At 69.1% G+C, this 23,121-nt stretch carries 23 protein-coding genes; 10 read left to right on the forward strand and 13 right to left on the reverse strand.

All coding sequences use genetic code 11. The features are described 5' to 3' along the window. Nucleotides 1–38: 38 nt before the first annotated feature. The 3 genes from ACSHWB_RS07050 to ACSHWB_RS07060 are packed head-to-tail and all read right to left on the reverse strand — an operon-like array spanning nt 39 to nt 1,758. Nucleotides 39–725, reverse strand: a complete 687-nt coding sequence (locus ACSHWB_RS07050) for a hypothetical protein (RefSeq protein WP_439661263.1) — start codon at nt 723–725, stop codon at nt 39–41. After that, complete coding sequence (locus ACSHWB_RS07055) at nt 722–1,177, reverse strand: DUF6114 domain-containing protein (protein ID WP_439661264.1); 456 nt, start codon at nt 1,175–1,177, stop codon at nt 722–724. The genes ACSHWB_RS07050 and ACSHWB_RS07055 overlap by 4 nt, the downstream gene beginning before the upstream one ends. Next, nucleotides 1,168–1,758 carry a DUF6230 family protein gene (locus tag ACSHWB_RS07060; RefSeq protein ID WP_439661265.1) on the reverse strand — a complete coding sequence of 197 codons (591 nt, stop codon included), beginning with the start codon at nt 1,756–1,758 and terminating at the stop codon, nt 1,168–1,170. The genes ACSHWB_RS07055 and ACSHWB_RS07060 overlap by 10 nt, the downstream gene beginning before the upstream one ends. 181 nt (nt 1,759–1,939) lie before the next feature. Here ACSHWB_RS07060 and ACSHWB_RS07065 point away from each other — a divergent pair, with 181 nt between their 5' ends. Beyond that, the gene (locus tag ACSHWB_RS07065; protein ID WP_439661266.1) at nt 1,940–3,382 is read left to right on the forward strand and encodes a neutral zinc metallopeptidase; all 1,443 of its coding nucleotides are present in this window, start codon (nt 1,940–1,942) and stop codon (nt 3,380–3,382) included. A 32-nt stretch (nt 3,383–3,414) separates the two neighbouring features. Beyond that, a complete protein-coding gene (locus tag ACSHWB_RS07070) occupies nt 3,415–4,209 on the forward strand; it encodes a helix-turn-helix domain-containing GNAT family N-acetyltransferase (protein WP_439661267.1) in 795 nt (264 codons plus the stop codon). Nucleotides 4,210–4,249: 40 nt separating this feature from the next. On the opposite strand, the gene ACSHWB_RS07075 is transcribed toward ACSHWB_RS07070, so the two are convergent. The 3 genes from ACSHWB_RS07075 to ACSHWB_RS07085 all read right to left on the reverse strand — a co-directional run bounded on the left by ACSHWB_RS07075 (nt 4,250) and on the right by ACSHWB_RS07085 (nt 6,499). Further along, on the reverse strand, nt 4,250–5,218 hold the full coding sequence (locus ACSHWB_RS07075; RefSeq protein WP_439661268.1) for a tetratricopeptide repeat protein: 969 nt from the start codon (nt 5,216–5,218) through the stop codon (nt 4,250–4,252). Continuing rightward, complete coding sequence (locus ACSHWB_RS07080) at nt 5,215–6,039, reverse strand: SCO6745 family protein (protein ID WP_439661269.1); 825 nt, start codon at nt 6,037–6,039, stop codon at nt 5,215–5,217. Before ACSHWB_RS07080 ends, ACSHWB_RS07075 begins: the two co-directional genes overlap by 4 nt. Nucleotides 6,040–6,193: 154 nt before the next feature. After that, nucleotides 6,194–6,499, reverse strand: a complete 306-nt coding sequence (locus ACSHWB_RS07085) for an MTH1187 family thiamine-binding protein (RefSeq protein WP_439664539.1) — start codon at nt 6,497–6,499, stop codon at nt 6,194–6,196. A gap of 51 nt (nt 6,500–6,550) precedes the next feature. On the opposite strand from ACSHWB_RS07085, the gene ACSHWB_RS07090 reads away from it, so the two are divergent. From ACSHWB_RS07090 to ACSHWB_RS07100, 3 genes are read left to right on the forward strand one after another with little or no spacing between them, the layout of a single operon-like run. After that, nucleotides 6,551–7,048: a MarR family winged helix-turn-helix transcriptional regulator gene (locus ACSHWB_RS07090; protein WP_093592887.1), complete on the forward strand. Its 498-nt coding sequence runs from the start codon at nt 6,551–6,553 to the stop codon at nt 7,046–7,048. A 41-nt stretch (nt 7,049–7,089) separates the two neighbouring features. Further along, nucleotides 7,090–8,145: a phosphotransferase gene (locus tag ACSHWB_RS07095; protein ID WP_439661270.1), complete on the forward strand. Its 1,056-nt coding sequence runs from the start codon at nt 7,090–7,092 to the stop codon at nt 8,143–8,145. Beyond that, complete coding sequence (locus ACSHWB_RS07100; RefSeq protein WP_439661271.1) at nt 8,142–9,185, forward strand: phosphotransferase family protein; 1,044 nt, start codon at nt 8,142–8,144, stop codon at nt 9,183–9,185. The genes ACSHWB_RS07095 and ACSHWB_RS07100 overlap by 4 nt, the downstream gene beginning before the upstream one ends. Here ACSHWB_RS07100 and ACSHWB_RS07105 read toward each other — a convergent pair. The 7 genes from ACSHWB_RS07105 to ACSHWB_RS07135 all read right to left on the reverse strand — a co-directional run bounded on the left by ACSHWB_RS07105 (nt 9,157) and on the right by ACSHWB_RS07135 (nt 18,101). Then, complete coding sequence (locus ACSHWB_RS07105; protein ID WP_439661272.1) at nt 9,157–9,480, reverse strand: DUF3817 domain-containing protein; 324 nt, start codon at nt 9,478–9,480, stop codon at nt 9,157–9,159. The two genes, ACSHWB_RS07100 and ACSHWB_RS07105, sit on opposite strands and share 29 nt — an antisense overlap. Nucleotides 9,481–9,530: 50 nt before the next feature. Beyond that, nucleotides 9,531–10,574: an ABC transporter permease gene (locus ACSHWB_RS07110; protein WP_439661273.1), complete on the reverse strand. Its 1,044-nt coding sequence runs from the start codon at nt 10,572–10,574 to the stop codon at nt 9,531–9,533. Next, a complete protein-coding gene (locus ACSHWB_RS07115; RefSeq protein ID WP_439661274.1) occupies nt 10,571–11,482 on the reverse strand; it encodes an ABC transporter ATP-binding protein in 912 nt (303 codons plus the stop codon). Before ACSHWB_RS07115 ends, ACSHWB_RS07110 begins: the two co-directional genes overlap by 4 nt. A gap of 78 nt (nt 11,483–11,560) precedes the next feature. Next, on the reverse strand, nt 11,561–12,355 hold the full coding sequence (locus tag ACSHWB_RS07120) for a hypothetical protein (protein WP_439661275.1): 795 nt from the start codon (nt 12,353–12,355) through the stop codon (nt 11,561–11,563). A gap of 94 nt (nt 12,356–12,449) precedes the next feature. Further along, entirely contained in the window at nt 12,450–14,693 is a 2,244-nt protein-coding gene (locus ACSHWB_RS07125; protein ID WP_439661276.1) for a helix-turn-helix transcriptional regulator, read from the reverse strand. A gap of 28 nt (nt 14,694–14,721) precedes the next feature. Beyond that, the gene (locus ACSHWB_RS07130) at nt 14,722–16,929 is read right to left on the reverse strand and encodes a GH92 family glycosyl hydrolase (protein ID WP_439661277.1); all 2,208 of its coding nucleotides are present in this window, start codon (nt 16,927–16,929) and stop codon (nt 14,722–14,724) included. 236 nt (nt 16,930–17,165) lie between these two features. Further along, nucleotides 17,166–18,101 (reverse strand): hypothetical protein, encoded by a 936-nt coding sequence (locus ACSHWB_RS07135; protein ID WP_439661278.1) that lies wholly within the window; start codon nt 18,099–18,101, stop codon nt 17,166–17,168. A gap of 361 nt (nt 18,102–18,462) precedes the next feature. Between ACSHWB_RS07135 and ACSHWB_RS07140 the strand changes: the two genes are divergently transcribed. The 5 genes from ACSHWB_RS07140 to ACSHWB_RS07160 all read left to right on the forward strand — a co-directional run bounded on the left by ACSHWB_RS07140 (nt 18,463) and on the right by ACSHWB_RS07160 (nt 23,118). Beyond that, nucleotides 18,463–19,176: an AfsR/SARP family transcriptional regulator gene (locus tag ACSHWB_RS07140; RefSeq protein WP_439661279.1), complete on the forward strand. Its 714-nt coding sequence runs from the start codon at nt 18,463–18,465 to the stop codon at nt 19,174–19,176. A gap of 135 nt (nt 19,177–19,311) precedes the next feature. After that, nucleotides 19,312–20,295 (forward strand): LacI family DNA-binding transcriptional regulator, encoded by a 984-nt coding sequence (locus ACSHWB_RS07145; protein ID WP_439661280.1) that lies wholly within the window; start codon nt 19,312–19,314, stop codon nt 20,293–20,295. 29 nt (nt 20,296–20,324) lie between these two features. After that, on the forward strand, nt 20,325–21,323 hold the full coding sequence (locus ACSHWB_RS07150) for a class I mannose-6-phosphate isomerase (protein ID WP_439661281.1): 999 nt from the start codon (nt 20,325–20,327) through the stop codon (nt 21,321–21,323). Beyond that, nucleotides 21,320–22,084: an ATP-binding cassette domain-containing protein gene (locus tag ACSHWB_RS07155; RefSeq protein ID WP_439661282.1), complete on the forward strand. Its 765-nt coding sequence runs from the start codon at nt 21,320–21,322 to the stop codon at nt 22,082–22,084. The genes ACSHWB_RS07150 and ACSHWB_RS07155 overlap by 4 nt, the downstream gene beginning before the upstream one ends. 20 nt (nt 22,085–22,104) lie before the next feature. Next, on the forward strand, nt 22,105–23,118 hold the full coding sequence (locus ACSHWB_RS07160) for an ABC transporter permease (protein WP_439661283.1): 1,014 nt from the start codon (nt 22,105–22,107) through the stop codon (nt 23,116–23,118). Nucleotides 23,119–23,121: the final 3 nt, after the last annotated feature.

Genomic DNA, 23,121 nt, shown 5'->3' on the forward strand with positions numbered 1-23,121 from the left:
ATGGCCTGGTGCGGGCTTCAGCGTCTTTCGACCGGTTCCTAGCCGGACACGACCGAGATCCGCGCGCCCGGGATCTTCAACGTGCCGCCGATCAGGTCGGTGTTGCGCACCGTGACCTCGGTGAACGTCGCGAACGGCACGTTCAGCGGTGGCGGGTGCGCCGCCGTGTAGTCCACCGGGATCTTGATCCCGAGGATGTCCAGGTTGCCCTTGAGCTGCACCGTGAACAGCTCGATGCGCCCCGGCGACACCGTGGACGTGCTGCCCGGCCGTGCCGTCGTGACCAGCCGGACGCCCGGTGAGATCTCGCCGGACTGCACCAAGTCCTTGATCTTCATGTCGTTCGCGGTGAACTTCAGGACCTTGATGACCTGGCCGTTCACCAGCGAGTCGACGATCCCGACGAAGTTGAGGCCGCCGAGGTCGAGCCTGGACGCCGTCAGGGTCCACTCGCGTCCTCCCGACGCCACCGGTGCAGGGGCCGGTGGCGGGGGCGCCGGCGTCGAGGACGGCTCCGTGCCGGGAGGCACGGCCGGCACGGACGACGACGTCGGCGGTGGGGTGACGCTGGTGCTCGACGCGGGTGGTGGCTCCGACGTGGTGCTGGTCGGGGCCGGCGAGCTGCTGCCGGGAGCGGACGACGGCGGTGGCTCGGTGCTCGACGGCGGTTGCAGCGCCAGCACCGCGACCATCGCCACGGCGGCCAGCGGCTGTGTTCGCATCATGTGGGCTGAACCCTCTGGGTCGGCTCCGGCTCGTTCGGCTCGTTCGGCTCCTGGAGCTCGTTGGGCTCCTTCGGCTCGTCCGGCTTCTTGGGCACGTCCGTCCACGCCACGGCGAGCGCGCCGCCGATCAGGCTCGAGATGGTGCCGATGATGAAGCCACCGAAGTTGGTCACGACGATCGCGACGAGCGACAGCAGCACCGTGACGATGCCCGACGCCAGCCGGAACCTGGGTTGCGTCCACAACGCGGCCGCGCAGATCCCGAGCAGCGTCCCGATCAACAGCGCGGAGACACCACCGAGCGTCTGCATCGAGATCATCAGGTCGCCGAACTTCAGTCCGGCGAACGGCGGGAACAGGACGAGGAGCGCGCCCACGGCCACGAAGAGACCGGCCCAGAAGGGCCGGCCACGTCGCCACGCGGTGAAGCCGCGCCAGAAGTTCAGAAGCACTCTTGCTTCCCCTGGCGAATGGTCAGGTTCATGCCCTTGAACCTGATGGTCTGGGCCGTGGTGGCCCAGGCGGTCTGCTGCAGCGACGTGATGTTCGCCGTGTCGGCCTGCAGGCCGAACGAGCCCGGCAGACCCCTGAGGTTGTCCGGTCCCTTCGTCACCTTGCTGGCGTCGACGCCGATCTCGGGGTTGCCGAGGACCAGGTCACCGTTGAGGTCCGTGAGGTTGACGACCAGGTTCTCGGCGGACATGCCGCCCACTCCGTCCGCGGTGATGCGCATCGTCACGTCACCGACGATCGGCATGCCGGGGACGAACACCGACTGGCAGAACTTGTCGAGCCTCGCCGTCTTGAACCCGCTGACCGCGACGACGTGCACCTTCCCCGCACCCGCGTCCACACCGCCGAACTGGACGAATCCCTGGCCCGTCAAGTTCTCGGCGGACACCTTGAAATTGGTGCCGGACACCGCGAACGAGGCGGCCAGCGCTCCCTGGGACATGCCGAAGAGGAGGGCACCGGCACCGACCACACCGATCCCCATCACCCCGACGAACCGTGCCCAGCGCGTTCTACCCATACCGCCGAACTCCTTCCACGCTGAAGGCTTACGTCGCAGGGACTGTGCGCCCCGAAACGCAGGCAGGACAACGAAAACGAGTACGCGCAGTCTTGGAATCACCCCAGAGGGTGAGGGAATTTCACGTTTGGCCGAAGGTACTTGCCGAACGGCCGAAGAACCCGCTTAGTAGGGTCTGACCATGGGATTCGGACGAATCGCCGTCGCGCTGGCCGTGACCGCAGCCTTGACCGCGTGCGCTTCCGTGGTCGAGGGCGAACCGAAGGGCGAGCGCCCCGACCCGACCAAGGTCGCGGGCCTGGAGATCTCCAACGGCCCGTCCGGCCCGCGCAAGGGCGTGCAGGACGCGGACCTGAGCGTGGAGAACGGCGACGGCGGCGAGATGGACCGCCTCGCGATCAACACCCTCGCCGACGTGCAGGAGTTCTGGAAGGGCGAGTTCCCCAACTCGTTCCCCGGCAAGAAGTTCGAGCCGGTGAAGCGCTTCATCTCCTACGACTCCAACGGCAAGGGCGTCGAGGTCTGCAAGCTCAACACCACGGGCATCGCCAACGCGTTCTACTGCGCGCTGGACGACAGCATCACGTGGGACCGCGGCGAGCTCCTCCCGATGCTGCAGGACTCCTTCGGCCCCATGGCCGTCGTGACGGTCCTCGCGCACGAGATGGGCCACGCCGTCCAGTACAAGCTCGGCCCGGCCTCCAACATCGGCGCCAACACCCCGTCGATCGTCAAGGAGCAGCAGGCCGACTGCTACACCGGCGTCTTCATGCGCTGGATCGCCGAGAACAAGTCGAAGCACTTCGAGCTCTCCACCGGCGAGGGCCTGAACCAGGTGCTGCAGACGATGTTCTTCATCCGCGACAGCGCGGGCACGTCGTTCGAGAAGCAGGGCGCCCACGGCAGCGCGTTCGACCGCGTCTCCGCCTTCCAGTTCGGCTTCACCCGAGGCGCTGCCCGCTGCGCCGAGATCAACGAGGCCGAGATCGGCAAGCGCATCACCGAGCGTCCCTTCGACCTCTCCGACACCGACGAGGGCCAGGGCCGCGGCAACGCCAAGATCGACGAGGAGAAGTACCTGCGCGCCCTGGAGGAGTCCCTCCGCGACGCCTACAAGTCGAGCGGCGCGGCCTTCCCGGCCTTCGACAGGGCGGGCATCAAACCGTGCGCCGACGCCCAGACCACCTCACCGGCCTCGTACTGCCCGGCGGTGAACCAGCTCCAGCTCGACCTCCCGTCCCTGGTCAAGATCGGCACACCCCCGAAGAAGGGCACGAAGGGCGGCATCGGCGACTTCGCGGCGTTCGCCGTCATCGCCTCCCGCTTCTCGCTCTCCATCCAGCACGCCACAGGCTTCAAGCTGGACGACGACGCCGCAGGCCAACGCACCGCCTGCCTCACAGGAGCCTGGGCGGGCCTCACCAACCGCCCCGACGCCGCAGCAGGCTTGCGCCTGTCCCCAGGAGACCTCGACGAGGCGGTGGCCGAGCTCCTCGCAGACGACAGCCTCATCGCGTCCGACGTCAACGGCAAGGCCGTCCCCTCGGGTTTCGCCCGCGTGGAAGCGTTCACGGACGGCTTCTTCCGAGGCCTCTCGTTCTGCGTGAAGAAGTATTCGGTTTGATTCCTCCATCGACCACCGTCGATACTTGACCGGTGCTGACCGATGAAGCCACGACCTACGCCTCATGGTTCTCGACGCTCTCCGACCCGACCAGGGTCCGCCTGCTCCACCACGTGGCCTCGGCCGCGGCCCCGGTCACCGTCGGCGAACTGACCACACTGCTGGGCGTGAGCCAGTCCACCTGCTCACACCACGTGCGCAAACTGGCAGAGGTCGGCTTCCTCCACATCCAGCGCGAGGGCACGACCACCCTCGTCACCGTCAACCCGGCGTGCTGCACGGGCCTCCCCCACGCGGCAGACGCGGTGATGGGCGCCCTGTCCTCGGGCACGGTCCGCCCGATGCCAGGCGTGACCATCCGCCCCATGACCACAGCAGACTGGTCAGACGTCCGCCGCATCTACGGCGAGGGCATCGCCTCGGGCAACGCGACGTTCGAGACGGACGTCCCGTCCCGCCGAACCCTGGAGTCCAAGTGGCTACCGGACCACCGCTGGATCGCCGAGGTGGACGGCACGATCGCCGGCTGGGCGGCAGCCACCCCGGTCTCGGCCCGCGAGTGCTACGCGGGAGTGGTGGAGACCTCGATCTACGTGGCCGCCGCCTCCCAGGGCAGGGGCGTGGGCAAAACCCTGCTGCACCACCAGGTCCAGTCCGCGGACGCGGACGACCTGTGGACCCTGCAGGCGGTCATCTTCCCGGAGAACCGGGCGAGCATCGCCCTGCACCACAAGGCGGGGTTCCGCACGGTGGGCGTACGGGAACGAATCGCACAGCACCACGGTGAATGGCGGGACACCGTCTTGTTGGAACGGCGCCGCAGCTGACAACAACACCCACCGACGCGCCCACTACGCAACGAACGCGTCAGTACAACGCCGAGGCCAGATTCCGCCGAGCCGCAGCAACCCGAGGATCATCGGCCGGGAACAGCTCGAACAGCCCGACCAAATGCTGCCGAACCCGATCCCGATCCTCCCCGTAAACCCGCCGGACAGTAGAAACCAACCGAACAAAAGCCTCTTCGACCATCTGCCCGGCAACCTGAGCATCAGCAGCGGCCAACTGAGCGTCAATGTCCTCAGGCGCCGCATCAGCCTTGGCGATCACCGCAGGATCAACAGCCTCGGCCCGCTCAGCGAACCGAGCCTGAGCAAGCCCTTCCTTGGCCAGCTCATGCCCGGGCTCAGAGGCGAGAATGTCCGAGTAATACCCCTGAGCGGCCGCGTAGTCCCCCCGCTCGAAAGCCTCCTCAGCGGCAACAATCCGAGGATCCTCGACAACCTCTTCCTCAGCGACGGGAACAGACCCGGCCCGAGCCTCCCCAGCCCGAATCCCCGGCAACCGCTCCCGCAGAGCATCCAGCAACCGAGCAATCCACTGCGACAACTCAGCGTCGGCAATGGGCCCGGCAAAAGCATCAATGGGCTGGCCGGCAGCCACAGCCACAGTCGTGGGCACCGACTGCACCCCGAAGGCCTGCCCGATACGAGGCGAGGCCTCCAGGTCGACGCGGGCCAGGATCCAGGCCCCACCAGACGCAGTGGCGAACCGCGTCAACGAAGCAGCCAGCTGCTGCGACTCGGGGCTGTAGGAGGCCCCCAGCAGCACCACGACGGGCACCTGCAGGGACTGCTCGACCACAGCCTGGAAAGAAGCCTCGGTGACGTCCACGATCCACGGCGCGGAGCCGTTGTCGGGTGCGGGCGCACCGGCGGCGGGCGCGGCGGAGGCGGTGCGGGCCGCGTCGGCTCGGGCCTTCAGTGCACCCAGGTCGACGGCGCCCGAGAGCGCGGCGGACAGTGCGGCGGTCTTGCGAGGATCAGGCCTTGTCACGTGTTCCATCCTGGCACGGCTAGTTCCCGGACCGGGTCCAGGGCCATCGGGTTGACGCGCATTGCCTCGTTGGCTGAGGCGATGCGTATTGCGAGCGGAGTCATCAGGTCGATGAACCGCGTTGTACCGGCCTCACCCAACTCTTCCCACGGTGTCAAAGCGGCCGCATCGGTCGCTCGTTCCACCGAGAGAAGATCGCCGGGCGAATCGGCGACTACTTCCCACTCTTCGACAGTCCAACCACGCGCGGTTCGCATGCATGCCGGGTCGAGGGAATGTTCACGCGCGTAGAGCGCAAGCGCTTGGCACGGTCCCACGCCGGCGGCCACCAGCGCAGCCACATGACCATCTCCGCGGGCTTCGCGCAGGATCGTGCAGGCGTGCCACAAAGCGAGATGCGGCTCGACGGGCCACGGCAACGCGCGGTTCGCGGCCGCCAGCGGGCGTCCGGCCAGCGGGGCAGCCAGAGCCGCCGCACGGGCCAGTTCGGCGGCCTCGGCGATCTCCGGCGTGTCCACCGAGCCCAGCAGGCGCCGCAACGCACCGTCCACGCCCGCCAGCCGCGCCTCGACGAACTCCAGCGGCGAGGCGATCGCCCACGCGTCCGGCAGCGCACGGTGCACCATGCGCGGCGCGAAGTTGTAGAAGACCGCCGTCACCAGCTCCGGCGACGCGGCGCCCAGCGGTGCGGCGCGCATGCCGAAGTAGCCCATCCAGCCGCCCTTGCAGCCCAGCGCGTCCGTCGCCGCGCGGGACTCGGGCGTGAAGTACGTGACGTCGTGGTAGGGCTCGAACCTCAACCACAGCTGCCTCGCGTCCACGCCAGACACGCTAACCCAGTGAACGCCGGTGCACGGGTCCGCTCACCGGGCCGGCGTAGAGCGTTCGGCCATCCGAGGAGACGGGCGACGCCTCTGCGCCACGCCCCACTTCCGGACCGCCGAACACCGGCCACGACCGGCGGCGGAGCCCGCATCACGGAGTGTCGGAGAGGTGCTCCTCGACCCGTGCGACCTTGGCCGTCAGCTGACCGGAATAGCCGGGCCGGATGTCCGCCTTGAGCACGAGGGACACGCGCGAGGCACTGGCCTGCACCGCCTCCGTCGCGCGCTTGACCACGTCCATCACCTCGTCCCAGTCGCCCTCCACCAAGGTGAACATCGCGTTCGTTTCATTGGGCAGGCCGGACTCCCGCACCACCCGGATCGCCTCGGCGACGGCTTTCGCGACGCTTCCTGATTCGTCCGATCCGGACGGAGCAACACTGAACGCGACGAGCACACGTGCCTCCTGCTGATCCACGAGTTGTACTGACTGGTAGCTTCGGTGCCCATGACACCGCTGCCGTTCGATCCGATCGCCCGCGCGGCCGAGCTGTGGGACGACCGAGTGGGTTCCTCCACATCGATGGCCGCCGTCACGAGCGTCATGCGTGTCCAGCAAATCATCCAGTCCGCCGTGGACGCAGCCCTCAAGCCGCACGGGCTCACGTTCGCGCGCTACGAGGCGCTGGTGCTGCTCTACTTCTCCCGCAAGGGCGCGCTGCCGATGCGGGTCATGGGCGAGCGCCTGCAGCTGCACCCGACGAGCGTCACGAACATCGTCGACCGGCTGGAGAGCGACGGCCTCGTCCGTCGCACCCCGCACCCGACCGACCGCCGCACGACCCTGGTCGAGATCACCGACGCGGGCCTGCAGCGCCGGGAGAGCGCGACCGCGGCCGTCGTCGACGTCAACCTGGGCCTCAAGGGCCTCACCGACCGGCAGACCGAGCAGCTCACGGACCTGCTCGCCAAGGTCCGGCGGGCGAGCGGCGACTTCGAAGATTAATTCGGTTGGGCGACCGGGCCGTTCTGTGGCCTGATGGGCCCATGTGGGATCGACCGGACCGCTCCATCGTCGCGCTCGTCAGCACTCCCTGCGGGTTCACCGGCCGCACCGGGGTGATCCCGGTCGAGACACCGAACTGGAACCACGTCGAGCCGATCAACACCGCTCTGCGGGAGCTGCTCGGCGTCGAGACGAGTGTCCTGCGCCTGCTCTCGGCCGAGGGTGGCAAGGTGCCGTTCGGCGGCGTCGTCACGTACCACGTCGAAGCGCACGGCGAACCCGACCGAACCCTCCTCGAACCCGCTGACGCCCCTGAGCCGGACGCCGAACACCGGCTGCCGTGGGCACGGCCAGGAGGGCCGTCCGAGCTGGTGGAGTGGGCGGACACGGTGATCACCCGCACCGGGCCGGCCGTCCAGGTGCGCACGTGGAACCTGTCGAGCGTGCACCGGATCCCCACCGCGCAGGGGCAGGTGTGGCTCAAGGCCGTGCCGCCGTTCTTCGCCGACGAGGGCGCGGTGATCAAGACGGTCGCCGCCCACGACCCGACGCTCGTGCCCGAGGTGCTGGCGAGCGCACCAGGCCGGGTGCTGCTCAGCCAGGCCGACGGCGGGAACTGCTGGCGCGTGACGGCCGAGCAGATCGAGGACGTCGTGCCGCGCTGGGTCGCCGTCCAGCACGCGCTCGCGGGCGAGCCACGACTCCAGCAGTCCGCGGTGCCGATGCCGGACTTCGGTCTGCCGGACACCTTGACGCACGGCGACTTCCACCCCGGCAACTGGCGCAGCAGCGGAGTGGTCATCGACTGGTCCGACGCCGTCTGGGGCCATCCCGCACTCGACGCGTGCCGGCTCATGGAGAACGCCAAACCCGAACTGCACGACCACATCCGCCGGGTGTGGAGCGAGGCGTGGCTCTCCCACCGCCCGGACAGCGAGCCGCTGGAGGCGCTGAAGGTCGCGCCCCGCGCGTCCCGGCTGCACAACGCCGTGAAGTACCAGGAGTTCCTGGACAACATCGAGGTCTCCGAACGGATCTACCACGAGGGCGACCCGCAGATCGAGCTCCGCGAGGCACTGCGCCTGGTGAGCCCGTGACGGACCGGTCGATCATCGCCCTGGTCAGCACGCCCAGCGGGTTCGCCGGCCGCACGGACGCCCTGCCGGTCTCCTCGCGGTGGTGGGCCGACACCGAACCCGTCAACGAGGTGCTGGAACAGCTGCTGGGCGTCCGGACGAGCGTGCTCAGGCTGATCTCCGCGGAGGGTGGCGAACGATCCGGCGGCGGCCTGGTCACCTACCACGTCGAGGCGCACGGCGAACCCGACCGGACGCACCTGCACCCGGCGGAGGAACCCGCACCGGACGCCCCGCACAGGCTGCCGTGGGCACGGCTGGGCGGCCCGTCGTCGTTGGTCGACTGGGCCGACGCGCAGGTTGAACGCACCGGCCCGCCGGTCCAGGTGAAGTCGTGGAACCTGTCCTCGGTGCACCGGCTGCCGACCGCGAACGGCTCCGCGTGGCTGAAGGCCGTCCCGCCGTTCTTCGCGAACGAGGGCGAGGTGATCAGGATGGTCGCCGCGCACGACCCCGGCCTGGTCCCCGAACTGATCGCCGCGGCGCCACTCCGCGTCCTGATCGGTGAGGCCGCGGGTGAGGACTGCTGGGACACCAAGGCCGAGCACATCGAGGAGATCGTGCCGCGCTGGGTCGCGGTGCAGAACGCACTGGCGGGCGAGCCTCGGGTGCGGCCGTGCGTCGTGCCGATGCCGTCGTTCGGGCTGCCGGACACGCTGGTGCACGGCGACTTCCACCCCGGCAACTGGTTCAGCAGCGGGGTGGTCATCGACTGGTCCGACGTCGTGTGGGGTCACCCCGCGCTCGACGCCGGCAGGCTCATCGAGTTCTGCCGGCCCGAGCTGCACGGGTTGATCCGCCGCGTGTGGAGCGAGGCGTGGCTACGGCATCGGCCGGACAGCCGCCCGCTCGAAGCCCTCGGCACCGCCCGCCGGGCAGCGCACCTGCTGCTCGCGGTGCAGTACCAGCAGTTCCTGGACAACATCGAGGAGTCGGAGCGGATCTACCACCGCGGCGACCCCGAGCGTCAGCTCAGAGCTGCTCGGCGGCCGGTTCGCTGAGGCGGCCGGTCTTCGAGGCCCAGCGCTCGAAGATCACCGTGCCGAACGGCGGGATGCTCGACAGCAGGCCCAGGACCAGCGTGCGGGCGTCCCACTTCAGCGGTTCCTTCGTCATCAGCGTGACGAGGATGAAGGCGACGAAGACGAAGCCGTGGATCGGGCCGAAGATCTTCACGCCGATCTCGTTCTGCACGACGACGTACTTGAAGAACATCCCGAGCAGCAGGCCCGCCCAGGAGAGGGCCTCGGCCAGGGCGAGGATGCGGAACCGTCCGACCACGCTGGAGAACGTCATGGTTCCCCATCATGAACCGTGACCGGCGGCACACGGCACCCACCCCTGTCCTATTCCTCCCATTTGAAGACGCGGGAGGCCACAAATCCGACCACCAGCGAGAAACCGACCAGAATGGTCACCGGCATCGCGAGCGCCTCGATCCCCTTGCCCCGCACCAGCACGTCGAGCATGCCGTCGTTCATGTGCCGCAACGGGAAGATCTTCGAGACGGTCTGCAGCCACGCGGGCGCCTGGTCAACGGGGAAGAACGTGCCGGACAGGAACGCCATCGGCAGCACCACGATGTTCGCGGCCGCCGACGCCGCCTCCTCGGTCTTGGCGAACGCGCCGACCAGCATGCCGAGCGCGAAGAACGCGATGGTTCCCAGCAGCAGCAACGGAATCGCGAGCCACCACTGCCCTGACAGCTGCAACCCGAACACCGGCAGCGACGCGATGCCGATGAAGGTCGCGCCCTGCACCAGTGCGACACCGGCGCTGACCAGGATCCGCGACGACAGCACGGAGGTCACCGACACGGGCGCCAGCCGGATGCGCCGCAACACCTGCTTGCGCCGCCACGACACGAGGGTCAGCGCCGAACCGAACACCGCCGACACCGCCACACCCCACGACAGGATGCCGGGCGTCAGGAACTGGATCGGTTTGAGCGACGCGTCCTCGACCTTCTCCGCCGCGAACGTGAACTGGGGCGGCTGACCGGTCGCGGCGAGGTTCGCCTTGTCCACGAACCCGTTGATGATGCCGAGCACGGTCGCGGACTTGACCTGGTCGCTCTGCGCGAACCGGACGTCGAGCCGTTGCCCGCGGATGATCAGCGCGGCGGGCAGGTCGCCGTCCTTCACCTTCTGCACGGCGGAGCTCTCGTCGTTGTAGGACTCCAGCTCCAGCGCGCCGCTGTCGCGCAGCGCGGACACGATCGGGCCGTCGCCGACCACCGCGATCTTGGTCTTGTCCGCGCCGACGTCGCGCAGGATCAGGCCGAAGATGACGAGGAACATCAACGGGAACAGGAAGGTGAAGAACAGCGTCACCTTGTCCCGGACGAAACCCTTGAGCATCGCCACCGAGAGCGTCTTGAACGCGGTCATGCGCGGTACTCCCGCCCGGTCAGGTTGAGGAAGACGTCTTCGAGGGTGGCCGTACGGACCTGCAGCCCGTCCAGCGCACCGAGCTCGGCCAGCGCCGACAGCACGGGTGCCGGGCGGCGCGTGGAGAGCGTCAGCGACACCTCGTCCTCGTGGGCGTCGTCGACGCCGTCGAGTGCGGAAGCGTCCACAACGGACAGAGCGCCCTTCTGCAGCGTCACGTGGGTCGGCGCGTCGAGACCGCGCACCAGCACCGCCGGCGGGTCGAGCGCGAGGATCCTGCCGGTGTCCATGATGGCCACCCGGTCGCAGAGGATCTCGGCCTCGTCGAGGTAGTGCGTCGTGTAGACGATGGTCTTGCCGCGTTCCTTGATGGCGCGCAGCACGTCCCAGAGGTTGCGGCGGGCCTGCGGGTCGAGCGCCGCGGTCGGTTCGTCCAGGAACACGATGTCCGGGTCGTGCACGAGCGCGCACGCGATCGAGAGCCGCTGGCGCTGGCCGCCGGAGAGCTTGTTCTCCTGCTCGTTCGCCTTGTCCGCGAGGCCGACCAGCTCCAGCATGTCCGCGGCCGTGCCGGCACTCACGCCGTAGAGCGCGCCGAACGTCTGCAGCTGCTCCTTCGCCGTCAGCTTGTCGAAGAACGACGTCGCCTGCAGCTGGACCCCGATGCGCGGCAACAACTTCACGTTGCGCGGCCACGGGCTCTCGCCGAGCAGCCGCACCTCACCGCTGTCGGGCTTGCGCAGCCCCTCGACGATCTCCAGCGTGGTGGTCTTCCCGGCGCCGTTGGGCCCCAGGATGCCGAAGAACTCTCCCTCGGCCACGGTGAACGAGACCCCGTCCACCGCCTTCAGCTCGCCGTAGCTCTTGCGGACGTCCCGCACCACGACCGCCGACCGTTCCTCCGTCATGGGCGAGACGGTAGGTCAGCGGGTGGTGGTCCGCGGGGCGGAAAGACGAAAGTCGCCGCGAAGTCGAGACGAAGTGGGTCAGCCGCCGGACACCAGCAACGGGCATGCGGTGTAGACGTCGTTCAACCTCCGCAGCGCCGCCGCGAACTGCTCGAAGCGCGCACGCGGAACGGCCGCGCGGACCTCGCTGATCACCTGCCACAGGTAGCGGTGCTCCGCGGTCTCCACGACCGGTGCCGGAGCGTCGCCCGGGACGTCGGCGGCGAACGCGAGCGCCACCGCCGCGGCGCGCAGGCAGGCGGTCGCGAGCGTCACGCAGTCCTCGACGAGGGTGCGGTCGTCCTGGGCCCGGACGACGCCGCTGACGGCGAACCGGACTGCCTGCATGAGGGCGAGGTAGAGGCGCTGGCCGGCCTGGGTGCGTTCGGCCGGCAGGTGTTCGGTGCCGCAGCCGGGTGTCACGACGGTCATGCCGACCTGGGGGCGGCGCAGCACGTGGTCGAAGAGCGCGGTCGGGGCCCAGAGCAGGGCGCGCCAGGAGTCCTCCGGGATCGAGGTGCCCATCCTGGCGGCGTTCTCCAGCACGTCGAGGTACGCGATGAGGACGGCGGAGAGGAAGACGCCGCCGCGGTCGCCGCCGACCCGTTCGATGCCGAACTGTTCGTCGACGGCGGGGTCCTGGACCCGGTAGCCGGGCGTCCACTCGATGACGCCGCTGCTCGCGAGCACGACGCGCGCGAGACGCTGGTGCACGGGCGACGCCGAGAGCACCGTGTCGTCCAGGCCCATCTGGACGAGCATGGACGCGGCGTGCTGCAGCGACTCGCGCCGCTGCGGCACGAGGTCGGGGTGCAGCATGCGGAACGGCTCCACGTCGCCCTCCCCTTCCGTTGTTGTACCCACAATGAACGGCAGGAGGCGGGAAGTCATCCGGATGAACCGCAGCGTTACGTCTCAGTTGGACGCGTCAGTGTGCCTGGGTCCAGGCCGTGAGCTGCGCACGAGACGAAAGATTCAACGCGGTCTTCACGTTGTGCACGTGGGATTCCACGGTGCGGTGCGAGATGCCGAGCTTGGCCGCGACCTGCGCGTTCGTCAGGCCCTGCGCGACCAGTTCGACGACCATCCGCTGCCGGTCGCTGAGCACCGGGTCGCCCGCCATCTCCTTGTCCAGCGCGGTTTCCAGCGCGTGCCGCGCGTCCATGGCCCGGCCGGCGCCGAGCGCTCGCTGGAAAGCCGCCTGGGACAGGGATTCCCGCGCGGAGTCCAGTGCGGCGGTCATCTTCCGCCGCCACCACGCTTCCGGCGGGACGACCCACGCCGTGCGCATCTGCTGACAGGCGGCCAGAAGCCGGACACCGAGCTCGTGCCGGCCGGACAGCATCGCGACGAGACCGCGGCCCTCGATCGACTCCAGCACTGCCCGCGGTGTGTCCGCCGTCATCCTCGCGCTCTCGGCGAACCGGGCCCCGGCGGCCGCCACATCACCGCGTTCCATCGCGATGCAGCCCGCCGTGTGCACCGCGATGGCCACGACGTCCTGCCGTGCATGGACTCTGAGCACCGGCAACGCGTCGTCGACCAGCGCGGCGGCGGCGTCCACGTCGCCCTGCACGAGCATCCGCCAGCCGAGGTTCTGGCGCGACACAGCCACACTCACGTCGTTGCCGTTACGTACGCCGTGCTGGATCGATCGGCGCAACGCCCGTGCGGTGTTCGGCACATCGCCCAGGCCGTCGTAAGCGCTCGCTAACGTCCGGAACAGGCGGCACATGATCAGGTCCTGCCCGCTGGCCTCCGCCGCCTCCAGCGCCTCGACGGCGTACCTCACCGCCTCGTCGTGCCGTTGTTCGTGGCCCGCCAGCAGAGACGCGTACTCGAGCGCCAGGATCCGGTAGCGGGCGTCTGCGGGCGACTGGCCCAGCACCTGCATCAGCACCGCGCCCGCCTCGGCGAAGTAGCCGCGGTCGAAGCACACCCTGAGCAGCATCGTGGCGAGCATCAGCCGCCGGTCGTCGCGCGATGCGACCAGATGGGCGAACGCGTACACCACGTTGTCGTACTCCTGGTGCTGCGTCCTGACCTGCTCCGGCGTGAGGATCGACGACGAGATGCCGGGCTCACCCTTCTCGCACAGCCACGCGATGATCCGCTCGGCCGTCACCTCGTGCTCGCCGTGCTCCCGCAGCCGTTCCGCGGCGTAGAGGCGGACCGACTCGAGCATCCGGAAGCGGCCGTCGTTCTCCCGCACCACCAACGACTTCGCCTGCAACGCCAGGAGCAGCCCGATCACCTCGCCGCCGTGCACGACCCCGGCGATCTCCAGCCCGAACCCGCCCGGCAGCAGCGCGAGCCGCCGGAACAGCTCCTTCTCGGACGTGGTCAGCAGGTCGTGACTCCACGCGATCGCCGCGCGCAGGCTCTGGTGCCGCGTCTGCTCACCGGCGTCCGTCAGCAGGTCGAGCCGCTGGTCGAGGCGGTCCGCGAGCTCGGGCAGCGCCACGGACCTGGAAAGCTTCGCGGCCAGTTCCACCGCGAGCGGCAGGCCGTCCAGCCGCGCGCAGATCGCGGCGATCGCGTCCTGGTCACCGGTGGTGCCGGCGCGTTCGGTGAACAGCCGGGCCGCGTCGGCCATGCCGTGCAACGGGTAGACGACCTCGCCGACGGATCTCAGCGCCTCCCTGCTGGTGGCGAGGACCTGCACGTTCGGGCACCGCGACAGCAGCGCGTCCACGACGGCACAACATTCTTCGACCAGATGCTCGCAGTTGTCGACGAGCAGCAGGATCCGGCGGTTGCCCAACTCCTGGAGCACCGTCGTCCGCAGCGCGACACCCGCGTGCTGGTACACCCCAACGGCTTCCGCGAAGGCCTGCACCACCTGCTCAGGTCTGCTCAGCCTGCCGAGCTCGACGGTGCGGACCTCCGCGCGTCTGGCACGTCCGGCGAGCTCGACCGCGAGCCGCGTCTTCCCGGCACCGGCCGGTCCCACGAGCGTGAGCATCCTGTGCTTGCGCAGCAACGAAAGCAGCTCGCCCAGCTCGCTCTCCCTGCCGACGAACGCGTCGGAGTAGGCGGGCAGCTCGGCGACCACAGTGGACGTACCGGCGGTGCGCCGGCGATAGGCGCGCTGGCGGCACGCGTTCGAGCAGTACCGCGCCCGTGACGGCATGGGCGCGAACGCCTTGCCGCAGCTCGCGCAGATGCCCATCGCACGAGCCTACGACCCCTCCGACGTCTCAGTTGGAAAGTGTGTGGAGGTCTACCTCGAGCGTGGTGCCCGAAACCAGCTCCGCGAGCTCGATCCGGTCCTTGGCCCTCGAGCGCCAGCCGCTCCGGATCCGCTGCACCACCTGCGTCTTCGTGACGTCGGCGGCCTCCGCCTTGATCACGATGTCCTTGCCGTTCTCCAGGTGCACGACGGCTTTGGTGAACCTCGGCGCATGTGGCACGAACTCGCCAGTTCCCGGCACCGCGGGGTACATGCCGAGCGCGCTGAACACGTACCAGGCCGACATCGTGCCGAGGTCGTCGTTGCCCGTGACACCCGCCGGTCCGTTGACGAACAACGTCTGCGCGGCGCGCACGACCACCGATGTCTTCTCCGGCTTGCCGATGAGCGCGTACATCCACGGGGCGTGCAGATCGGGCTCGTTGTTCGGGTTGTACCTGAACTGGTTGTAGTAGTCGTACGGGCCCACGACCCACTTCTCGCGGACAGTCCTCTTCGGGTCCACGAGGAGGTCGGCATACGCGAAGAAGTCGTCCAGCCGCGCCTCGGCCGCGGCCTTGCCGCCGAGCGCCGTGATCAGCCCGGCGATGTCGTGCTGGCACAACCACTGGTACTGCCACGCCGTGCCCTCGTGGAACCCCTCCGATCCCTGCGGCGTGAACGGGCTGAGCCACGCGCCGCCCTGCAGCTTCGGCCGCGGGAACCCGGTGAAGCCGCGGTCCGTGACGCTGTTGTCCCAGAGGGCGCGGTGGTTGAGGCCGCGTGTGCGGAGCCGTTCCGCGTCCGCGGTGTGGCCCAGCGCCTCGGCCATGATCGCGAGCGTGGCGTCGGCCAGCGCGTACTCCAGGGTCGCCGACGCGCCGTGGTGCGGGTCGGTGTCCTGGCCCTTCTTCGGGAAGCGCTTGTCGTACTGGACGAAACCACTGGCGAGGTAGTTCGGGTTGCCGGAGCGGCCCTGGAAGCGGGAGCTCTGCGGCGGGACACCGTCGGCGTTCTGCAGCAGCGCGCGGTAGGCCTGCTCCTCGAAGCCCTTGAGGTGCCCGAAACGCCACAGGTCGACCAGGAACGGCGTGACCGGGTCGCCGGTCATGCAGTTCGTCTCCTGGTTCGCGTACGCCCAGCGCGGCAGCCAGCCGCCCTGTTCGTGGATCGCCAGGATGCTGCGTGCGATGTCCTGCGACCGTTTCGTGCGGATCAACGCGAGAAGCTGGTTGTGCGCGCGGTAGGTGTCCCACAGCGAGTAGTACTCGTAGTAGGTCCAGCCGTCGGCCTGGTGGATCCGGTTGTCGAACCCGCGGTACCTGCCGTCGGCGTCGCTGCCGGTCAGCGGCTGGAGCAGCACGTGGTAGAGCGCGGTGTAGAAGACCGCGCGCTCGTCCCAGTCGTCCGTCTCGATCTCGACGCACCCGAGCTCGCGGCGCCAGGCGTCCTGGGCCTCGTTGCGGAGGTCGTCGAAGGTCTTCCCCGCGGTCTCGGCCTCCAGGTTGTGCGCGGCACCTGCCTCGTCCACTTGCGACAGTGCGGTGGTGGCGGTGACCGGGCCGGGTTCGAACGTGACCCAGGCGCCGCGAAGTCCCGCGCCCCCGGCGGAATCCCGTTGTCCCGGCTTGGGTCCGGCCGGACCCCACGTGCCGAACTGCGTGAACGGGCGGTCGAACGTGGTGGTGAAGTAGGTGACGTACGGGCGGCCGCCGCAGAACGCCTGCGTCTCCACGGTTCCGGTGATCGTGCGGTCGCCGACGACCCTGACGGAACTGGCGCTGACGGGTTCCTTGTCGTTGGCCTGCCCGACGTTCACGAGCAGCGAACCCTTGACACCGCTGGGGAACGTGTACCGCTCGACACCGGCGCGCGTGGTCGCCGTGCACTCGACGGTGATGCCCCGGTCCAGCTTCACCTTGTAGTAACCGGGTTTGCCGATCTCGCCGTCGTGGGAGTACCCGCTGGCGTACCGCTTGTGGTCGAAGCTCGACGGCAGCCGGTCGACCGGGAGGATCGGGACCAGGCCGCCCTGCTCCCAGCACCCCGCGCCGGACAGGAAGAAGTGCCCGAAGCCGCGGATCTGCTGGTCGTCGTAGCGGTAGCCGGCGTAGTGCGAGCCGATCGGGCTGCTGTGCGCCTTGCCGAACGGCATGGACGCGCCGGGGAACGTGTTGCCCTCGTCCTTTGTGCCGATGAAGGTGTTGACCGACTCAACGGGATCCAGTGCGTCCACGGGTTTCACCCTAGTTGGGATCTTGGGGTGGCGCGGGGTGCCGCTGTGGTCCGGTCGGGTGGTCCGGGAGCCGAGGGACCGGGCCGGGGTGCGACCGCCGCCGCATGCGCATCCCGGCCCGGGGGCCTACTCGGCGGACCGGGCTACAACGCGGTCCGTCACCAGATCATCGCTGAGCGCACACGGGCAAGGTCAAGTCCGTGGCGATCACTTGTCCGATTCCGGACATCGGCGACTCAACCGGCCGGTGTCGCGCTCAGCGTCTTGTAGCCGACGCCGAGGGACTCGAACGCGTCCATCGTGAGCCCGGTGAGCTGGTCGACCGTGGCCGGATCCATCCGCAGCAGCCGCGTCTCGTGCAGGCGGCTGCCGGCGAGGGCCGCCCGCTCGCTGTACACGATCTTCACGCTCGTGTCCTGCCCCGCGGACACGTCGACCGTGATGTCCTTGTAGACGCCGGTCAGCATCGTGGCGATCTTCGTGGCGATGTCGTGTGCGATGACGGCGGTGGTCAGGCCCGCGATGATCGTGAGGATCATCTTGGGGTCCACGGACAGTTCGCTCTGCACCGGCGTCGTCCACGCTTCGCCGCTGTAGAGCCGGACCTCGGAGTCCGTGCTGGTCAGGTCGATGTCGATGGCCTTGGACCTGGCCGTGCTGAACATGGTGCCTGTTTTGATCTTCTGTTCGAACCAGACCTGGACGGCCTCCACCGGGGTGAGGACGTCGCTGCCCGAGACCATCTCCTCCGGGGACACGTAGATCGGGGTCGTCGTCGCCTTGCCGTGGATGTCCTTCGAGTACGCGGACAGCCCTGGGTGGATCGAACCGAAGTTGTTGTTGAACGTGATCGCCGTGGACGTTTTGCCGGAGAACGGCTTGCCCAGGTTGCCGTCCTCGTCGAGCGTCAGCTCGTTGCCCAGGACGACGTCCACCGGCCCGGTGGAGACGTCCACCTGGACGGTGGTGTCGAACTTGTCGGTGGCGAAGAACTGGTACTGCGGCTTCCACGTGAAGGTGTTCTTCGGAAGGTACTTGTCGGCCGACTGCCACACGACGTTGTAGGTGTCGTTGACCTTCTTCGCGAAGCAGAGCTTGTAGCCGTTGTCCTTCAGCGTCTTGAGGTCCTCCGGGGCGATCCGGATCTCCACGCTCTTCTGGCCGTCCGTCATGGTCTCGCTCCTGTGCTGGATGTCGGGGCCGCGCTGGCTCCTCGGCACACGCTCCGGGGCGGCCGTCTCCAGCGGGTCTTCGCGGCGCGCGCACCGCTGTCACCGGGCCGTCGGCGTCACTCGATGGGCTGGACTGGGCCGAGCGGGTTCCGTTGGGCCATTGGCGTTACGGGCGCCGGGCGAACGACCGGGGAACCGGCGACGCGCCGTTGCCGCTCGTTCCCTACCGGGTGGAGGTCGAGTCCGCACGACTGAGTGCCCGTCGGCGGCCTGCAGTGGGCAGGACGCCGCGGCAGGTGAGCGAGAGATGCCCTGGAGACGCGGCCGGGTGATGCTCGGGACGGCCGGAGGAAGGACCGCGATGAGAGAAGCCGATGACGCGCATCTGGTGTTGCTGGGCGGTTTCGAGCTGCACGTCGGATGCGGGGACGTCGCGCTGCCCAAGGGCGCGCAGCGACTGCTCGCCTACGTCGCGATCCACCACGGCGAGGCGGTGAGCCGGCAGGCCGCCGCCGAGCAGCTGTGGCCCGAGTGCCGCAGACAGCGTGCGACCGCCAACGTGCGGCAGGCGTTGTGGCACCTGCGCCGGGCGACGGACCGGCCGGTCGTCGAGCCCTCGGTGGACCGGCTGCGGCTTTCGCCCGCGCTGACCGTCGACTTCTGCGGGGCGGTGGAGGCTGCCCACCACGTCGTCGGCGCCACTGCCTCGGCGTGCGCGGAAGGCCTGGTCGCCGCCCTGTCCCGGGACGTGCTGCCCTACTGGACCGACGACTGGCTGGCTCCCGTGCGGCGCCGGTGGGAGCAGGTCCGGCTGCACGCGCTGGAGGCGATCGCCCAGCACCTCATCTCGGCCGGCGCGCACCTCGCCGCGCTGGAGGCGGCCTTCACCGCGATCTCCATCGACCCGGTGCGGGAGACGGCGCACCGGACGGTGATCGCGGCGCACCTCTCCCAGGGCAACTGCGGGTCGGCCCTGCGGCACTACCAGCACTACCGCGCACTTCTGCACCGCGAACTGGGCGTCACGCCGTCGTCGCACATGACCCGGCTCGTCGCGTCGCAGGCGGCGTTGTGAGCCATAGGCGTTCGCGGCCTTGACCGGTCCGGAACTGTTGACAAGGCCGTAAAGCCAAGGTGAGATACGGCCACTATGACAACGTTGTCCCCCAGCGGGCCCGTAGCCGGTCAGCGCAAGGTACGTCGTGCGACGATGAACGACGTCGCGCGGCTCGCGGGCGTCAGCATCAAGACCGTCTCACGCGTGGTCAACGACGAACCGGGCGTCCACCCGTCCACCGCAGAGCGCGTGCTGGCGGCCATCGACCAGCTCGGGTTCCGGCGGAACCTGAGTGCCCGCAACCTGCGCCGAGGCTCGTCCACCGGCACGATCGGGCTGGTGCTGGAGGACGTCGGCAACCCGTTCTACTCCGGTGTGACCCGCGCTGTCGAGGAAATCGCCCGTCTGCGCGGCAGACAGGTGATCTCGGGGTCGTCCGACGAGGACCCCGGCCGTGAACGCGAGCTGGCGCTGGAGTTCTGCTCGCGCAGGGTGGACGGGCTGCTGATCGTGCCCGCCGGGCTGCAGCACAGCTACCTGGTGCCGGAGATGCGCGCGGGTACGCCCGTGGTGTTCCTGGACCGGCCCGCCGGCGACGTCGTGGCCGACACCGTGCTGGTGGACAACATCGGCGGCACCGTCGAAGCGGTCACGCACCTGGCCTCGCACGGGCACCGCCGCATCGCGTTCCTCGGGGACGCGCCGGACATCTTCACCGCCAACGAGCGCCTGCGCGGCTATCGCGAGGGGTGCGTGCGGGCGGGCATCGGGTACCACGAGGAGCTCGTGGCGATGGGACCGCACGACGAGAACAGCGTCGCGACCACGTTGCAGCGCCTGCAGAACATGCGCGAGCCCGCCACGGCGATCGTGGCCGGCAACAACCGCATCACCGTCTACATCCTGCGTTCGCTCGCGGGAGTGGCGGAACGGCCCGCCCTGGTGGGCTTCGACGACTTCGAACTCGCTGACCTGCTGTCTCCGCCGGTGACCGTGATCGCGCACGACGCGAGCGCGCTCGGCAAGGCGGCTACCGATCTGTTGTTCGCCCGACTGGACGGCGACAACTCACCACCGCGCCGCGTCGTGCTGCCGGTGCGTTTGGTGCCACGAGGATCCGGGGAGGTCCACGCGTGAGTTCTGGTGTTCTCCACCAGCCTGTCAACTTGCCCGCCAACCAGCCGAAGCAGTTCTACCGCGGCGGTGAGGCGATCGCCGCGCTGCGCGGCGGAACGAGCGGCGACTTCGGCCCCGAGGACTGGGTGGCGTCGACGACGACGCTCTACGGTCGCGACGACGCCGGGTTGACAACGTTGCCAAACGGCGTTCTCCTGCGCGACGCGGTGAAGGCCGACCCGGCGGGGTGGCTCGGCGCGGAGCACGCGGCGAAGTTCGGCGGCGACACGGCGTTGCTGGTGAAGCTGCTCGACGCGGGCCAGCGCCTGCCCGTGCACTGCCACCCGTCGAACGCCTTCGCGTCCTCGCACCTGAACTGCCGCCACGGCAAGACGGAGGCGTGGATCGTCGTCGGCACCACGGGGTCGAACCCGACCGTCTACATCGGATTCCGCGACGACGTGCCGGCGGCGACCGTCGCGGACTGGGTCGCCACGCAGAACACCACGGCGATGCTCGACGCGCTGAACCCGGTCTGCGTCCGGCCCGGCGACACGGTGTTCGTGCCCGCCGGTGTGCCGCACGCGATCGGCGAGGGCGTGTTCATCGTCGAACTGCAGCAGCCCACCGACTTCTCGGTGACGCTGGAGTGGCAGGGCTTCCTCGCCAACGCCGACATCGGCCACCTCGGCCTCGGCTACGACGTGGCGCTCGACTGCGTGGACCGGCAGGGCTGGAGCGGCAAGCTCGAGGAGCTGGTGCACCAGACGTCGGAGAAGTGGGCGCCGTCGGTCGACCTGCTCGGCCACGCCGCGGACCCGTTCTTCCAGGCCGACCGCCTGCACGTGGAGGGCTCCTTCGCGTTGGAGCCGTCGTTCGCCGTGCTGGTGGTGCTGGAGGGTGCCGGTCAGCTCGGTGAGCTGCCAGTGCACAAGGGCAGCACCGTCGTCGTGCCGCACGCGGCCGGCGAGCTGGGGCTGACCGGAGACCTGGTGGCGATCCGCTGCCGTCCACCTGTGCTGTCCGCTGTGGAGGATGTGACGCCTTGAGCCAGCCACTGCTGGAGGCTCGTGATCTCACGAAGAACTACGGCACCGTGGAGGCTCTCCGCGGTGCCGCGTTCACCGCTTACCCCGGCGAGGTCGTGTCGCTGATCGGCGACAACGGCGCGGGCAAGTCCACCCTGGTGAAGTGCCTGTCCGGGGTGGAGCAGCCGACGAGCGGCACGCTGTTGTTCGACGGCGAGCCGCTCGTGCTCGGCTCCCCCAACGACGCCCGCGACCGCGGCATCGAGACGGTGTTCCAGGACCTCGCGGTCGCGCCGGACCTCGACCCGGCCGCGAACATGTTCCTGGGCAGGGAGATCCTCAAGCCCGGCGTCCTGGGTCTCCTGGGCGTGCTGGACAAGAAGGCGATGCGCAGGCAGGCCGCCGAGCACTTCACCCGGTTCGGCGCGACGCTGCAGAGCATCGACGTGCCGATCGCGGCGCTGTCCGGTGGCCAGCGGCAGTCCGTCGCGGTCGCGCGGTCGGTGGCGTGGGCGTCGAAGCTCGTGTTCATGGACGAGCCGACGGCCGCACTCGGTGTGGTGCAACGGGAACGCGTGCTGGAAGTGATCAAGCGCGTGCGCGACGAGGGCATCGCCGTGGTGCTGATCTCGCACAACATGCCCGAGGTGCTGTCGGTCTCCGACCGCGTCGAGGTGCTGCGCCTCGGCCGGCGCGTGGCCCGTTTCAAGGCCTCCGAGACCAGCGTCGAGGAGCTCGTCGGCGCGATGACGGGTGCGCTGACCCAGGAGGACGCCGCGTAATGACGGATGAGAAGACAACGATGTCAACTCTGCCGGACGAGCAGCGCACCCCGTTGCTCAAGCGTCTGACCGGCGCGAACACGCTGTGGATCGGCCTGGTGCTGCTGGTCCTGGTCGCCACGTTCGGCGCGATCCGCCCGGACGCGATCTTCCAGGTGACCACGCTGCAGTTCCTGCTCGCGGAGACCGCCGTGCTGCTGGTGCTGTCGGTCGGCATGACGTTCGTGATCATCACGTCCGGCATCGACCTGTCCGTGGGTTCGGTGCTGGTGTTCGCGTCGGTCTCCTCGGCGATGGCGATGAACTCGGTGTCCGGTGGCGACGCGACGAACGCGGGCTGGGGCGTGATCGGGTTCGGCCTGCTGGTCGCGGTGGTCAGCGGCGCGGTCTGGGGCCTGCTCAACGGTCTGCTGATCTCGCGGGCGAAGATCCCGCCGCTGATCGTCACACTGGGCTCGTTCGGTGCGGCGCAGGGTGCGGCCCTGTTGCTGAACAACGGTTCCAACGTGTCGGGCATCCCGGACAAGCTCAACCGCACGTTCGGTTCCGGCACGTACTTCGGCATCCCGAACATCGTGATCGTGGCCGCGATCGTCACCGCCCTCGGCGCGTTGTTGTTGTCCACCACGCGTTTCGGCCGCTACACCTACGCGGTCGGTTCGAACGAGGAGGCGGCAAGGCGCGTCGGCATCTCGGTGCGCGGCCACCTCACGAAGGTCTACCTGCTCGCGGGCACCCTGGCGGGTCTCGCGGGGTTCATGGGCAACGCGTTCTTCCGCGTCGCGGTCGTCACCGGCCACGAGACGGACAACCTGAACGCGATCGCCGCCGTCGTGCTGGGCGGGACGAGCATCTTCGGCGGCATGGGTTCGGTGCTGGGCACCGTCTTCGGCGTGTTCATCCCGGCCGTGCTGGAGAAGGGCCTCGTGATCATCGGGGTCAAGGAGTTCTGGCAGCCGATCGCCGTGGCGATCGTGCTGGTGGCCGCCGTGTGGCTGGACCAGACACGGCGGCGGGCGCGCAACCAACGTTAGGAA

This window comes from Lentzea sp. HUAS TT2, assembly GCF_051853195.1.
In the GTDB taxonomy this organism is placed as follows: Bacteria; Actinomycetota; Actinomycetes; order Mycobacteriales; family Pseudonocardiaceae; genus Lentzea.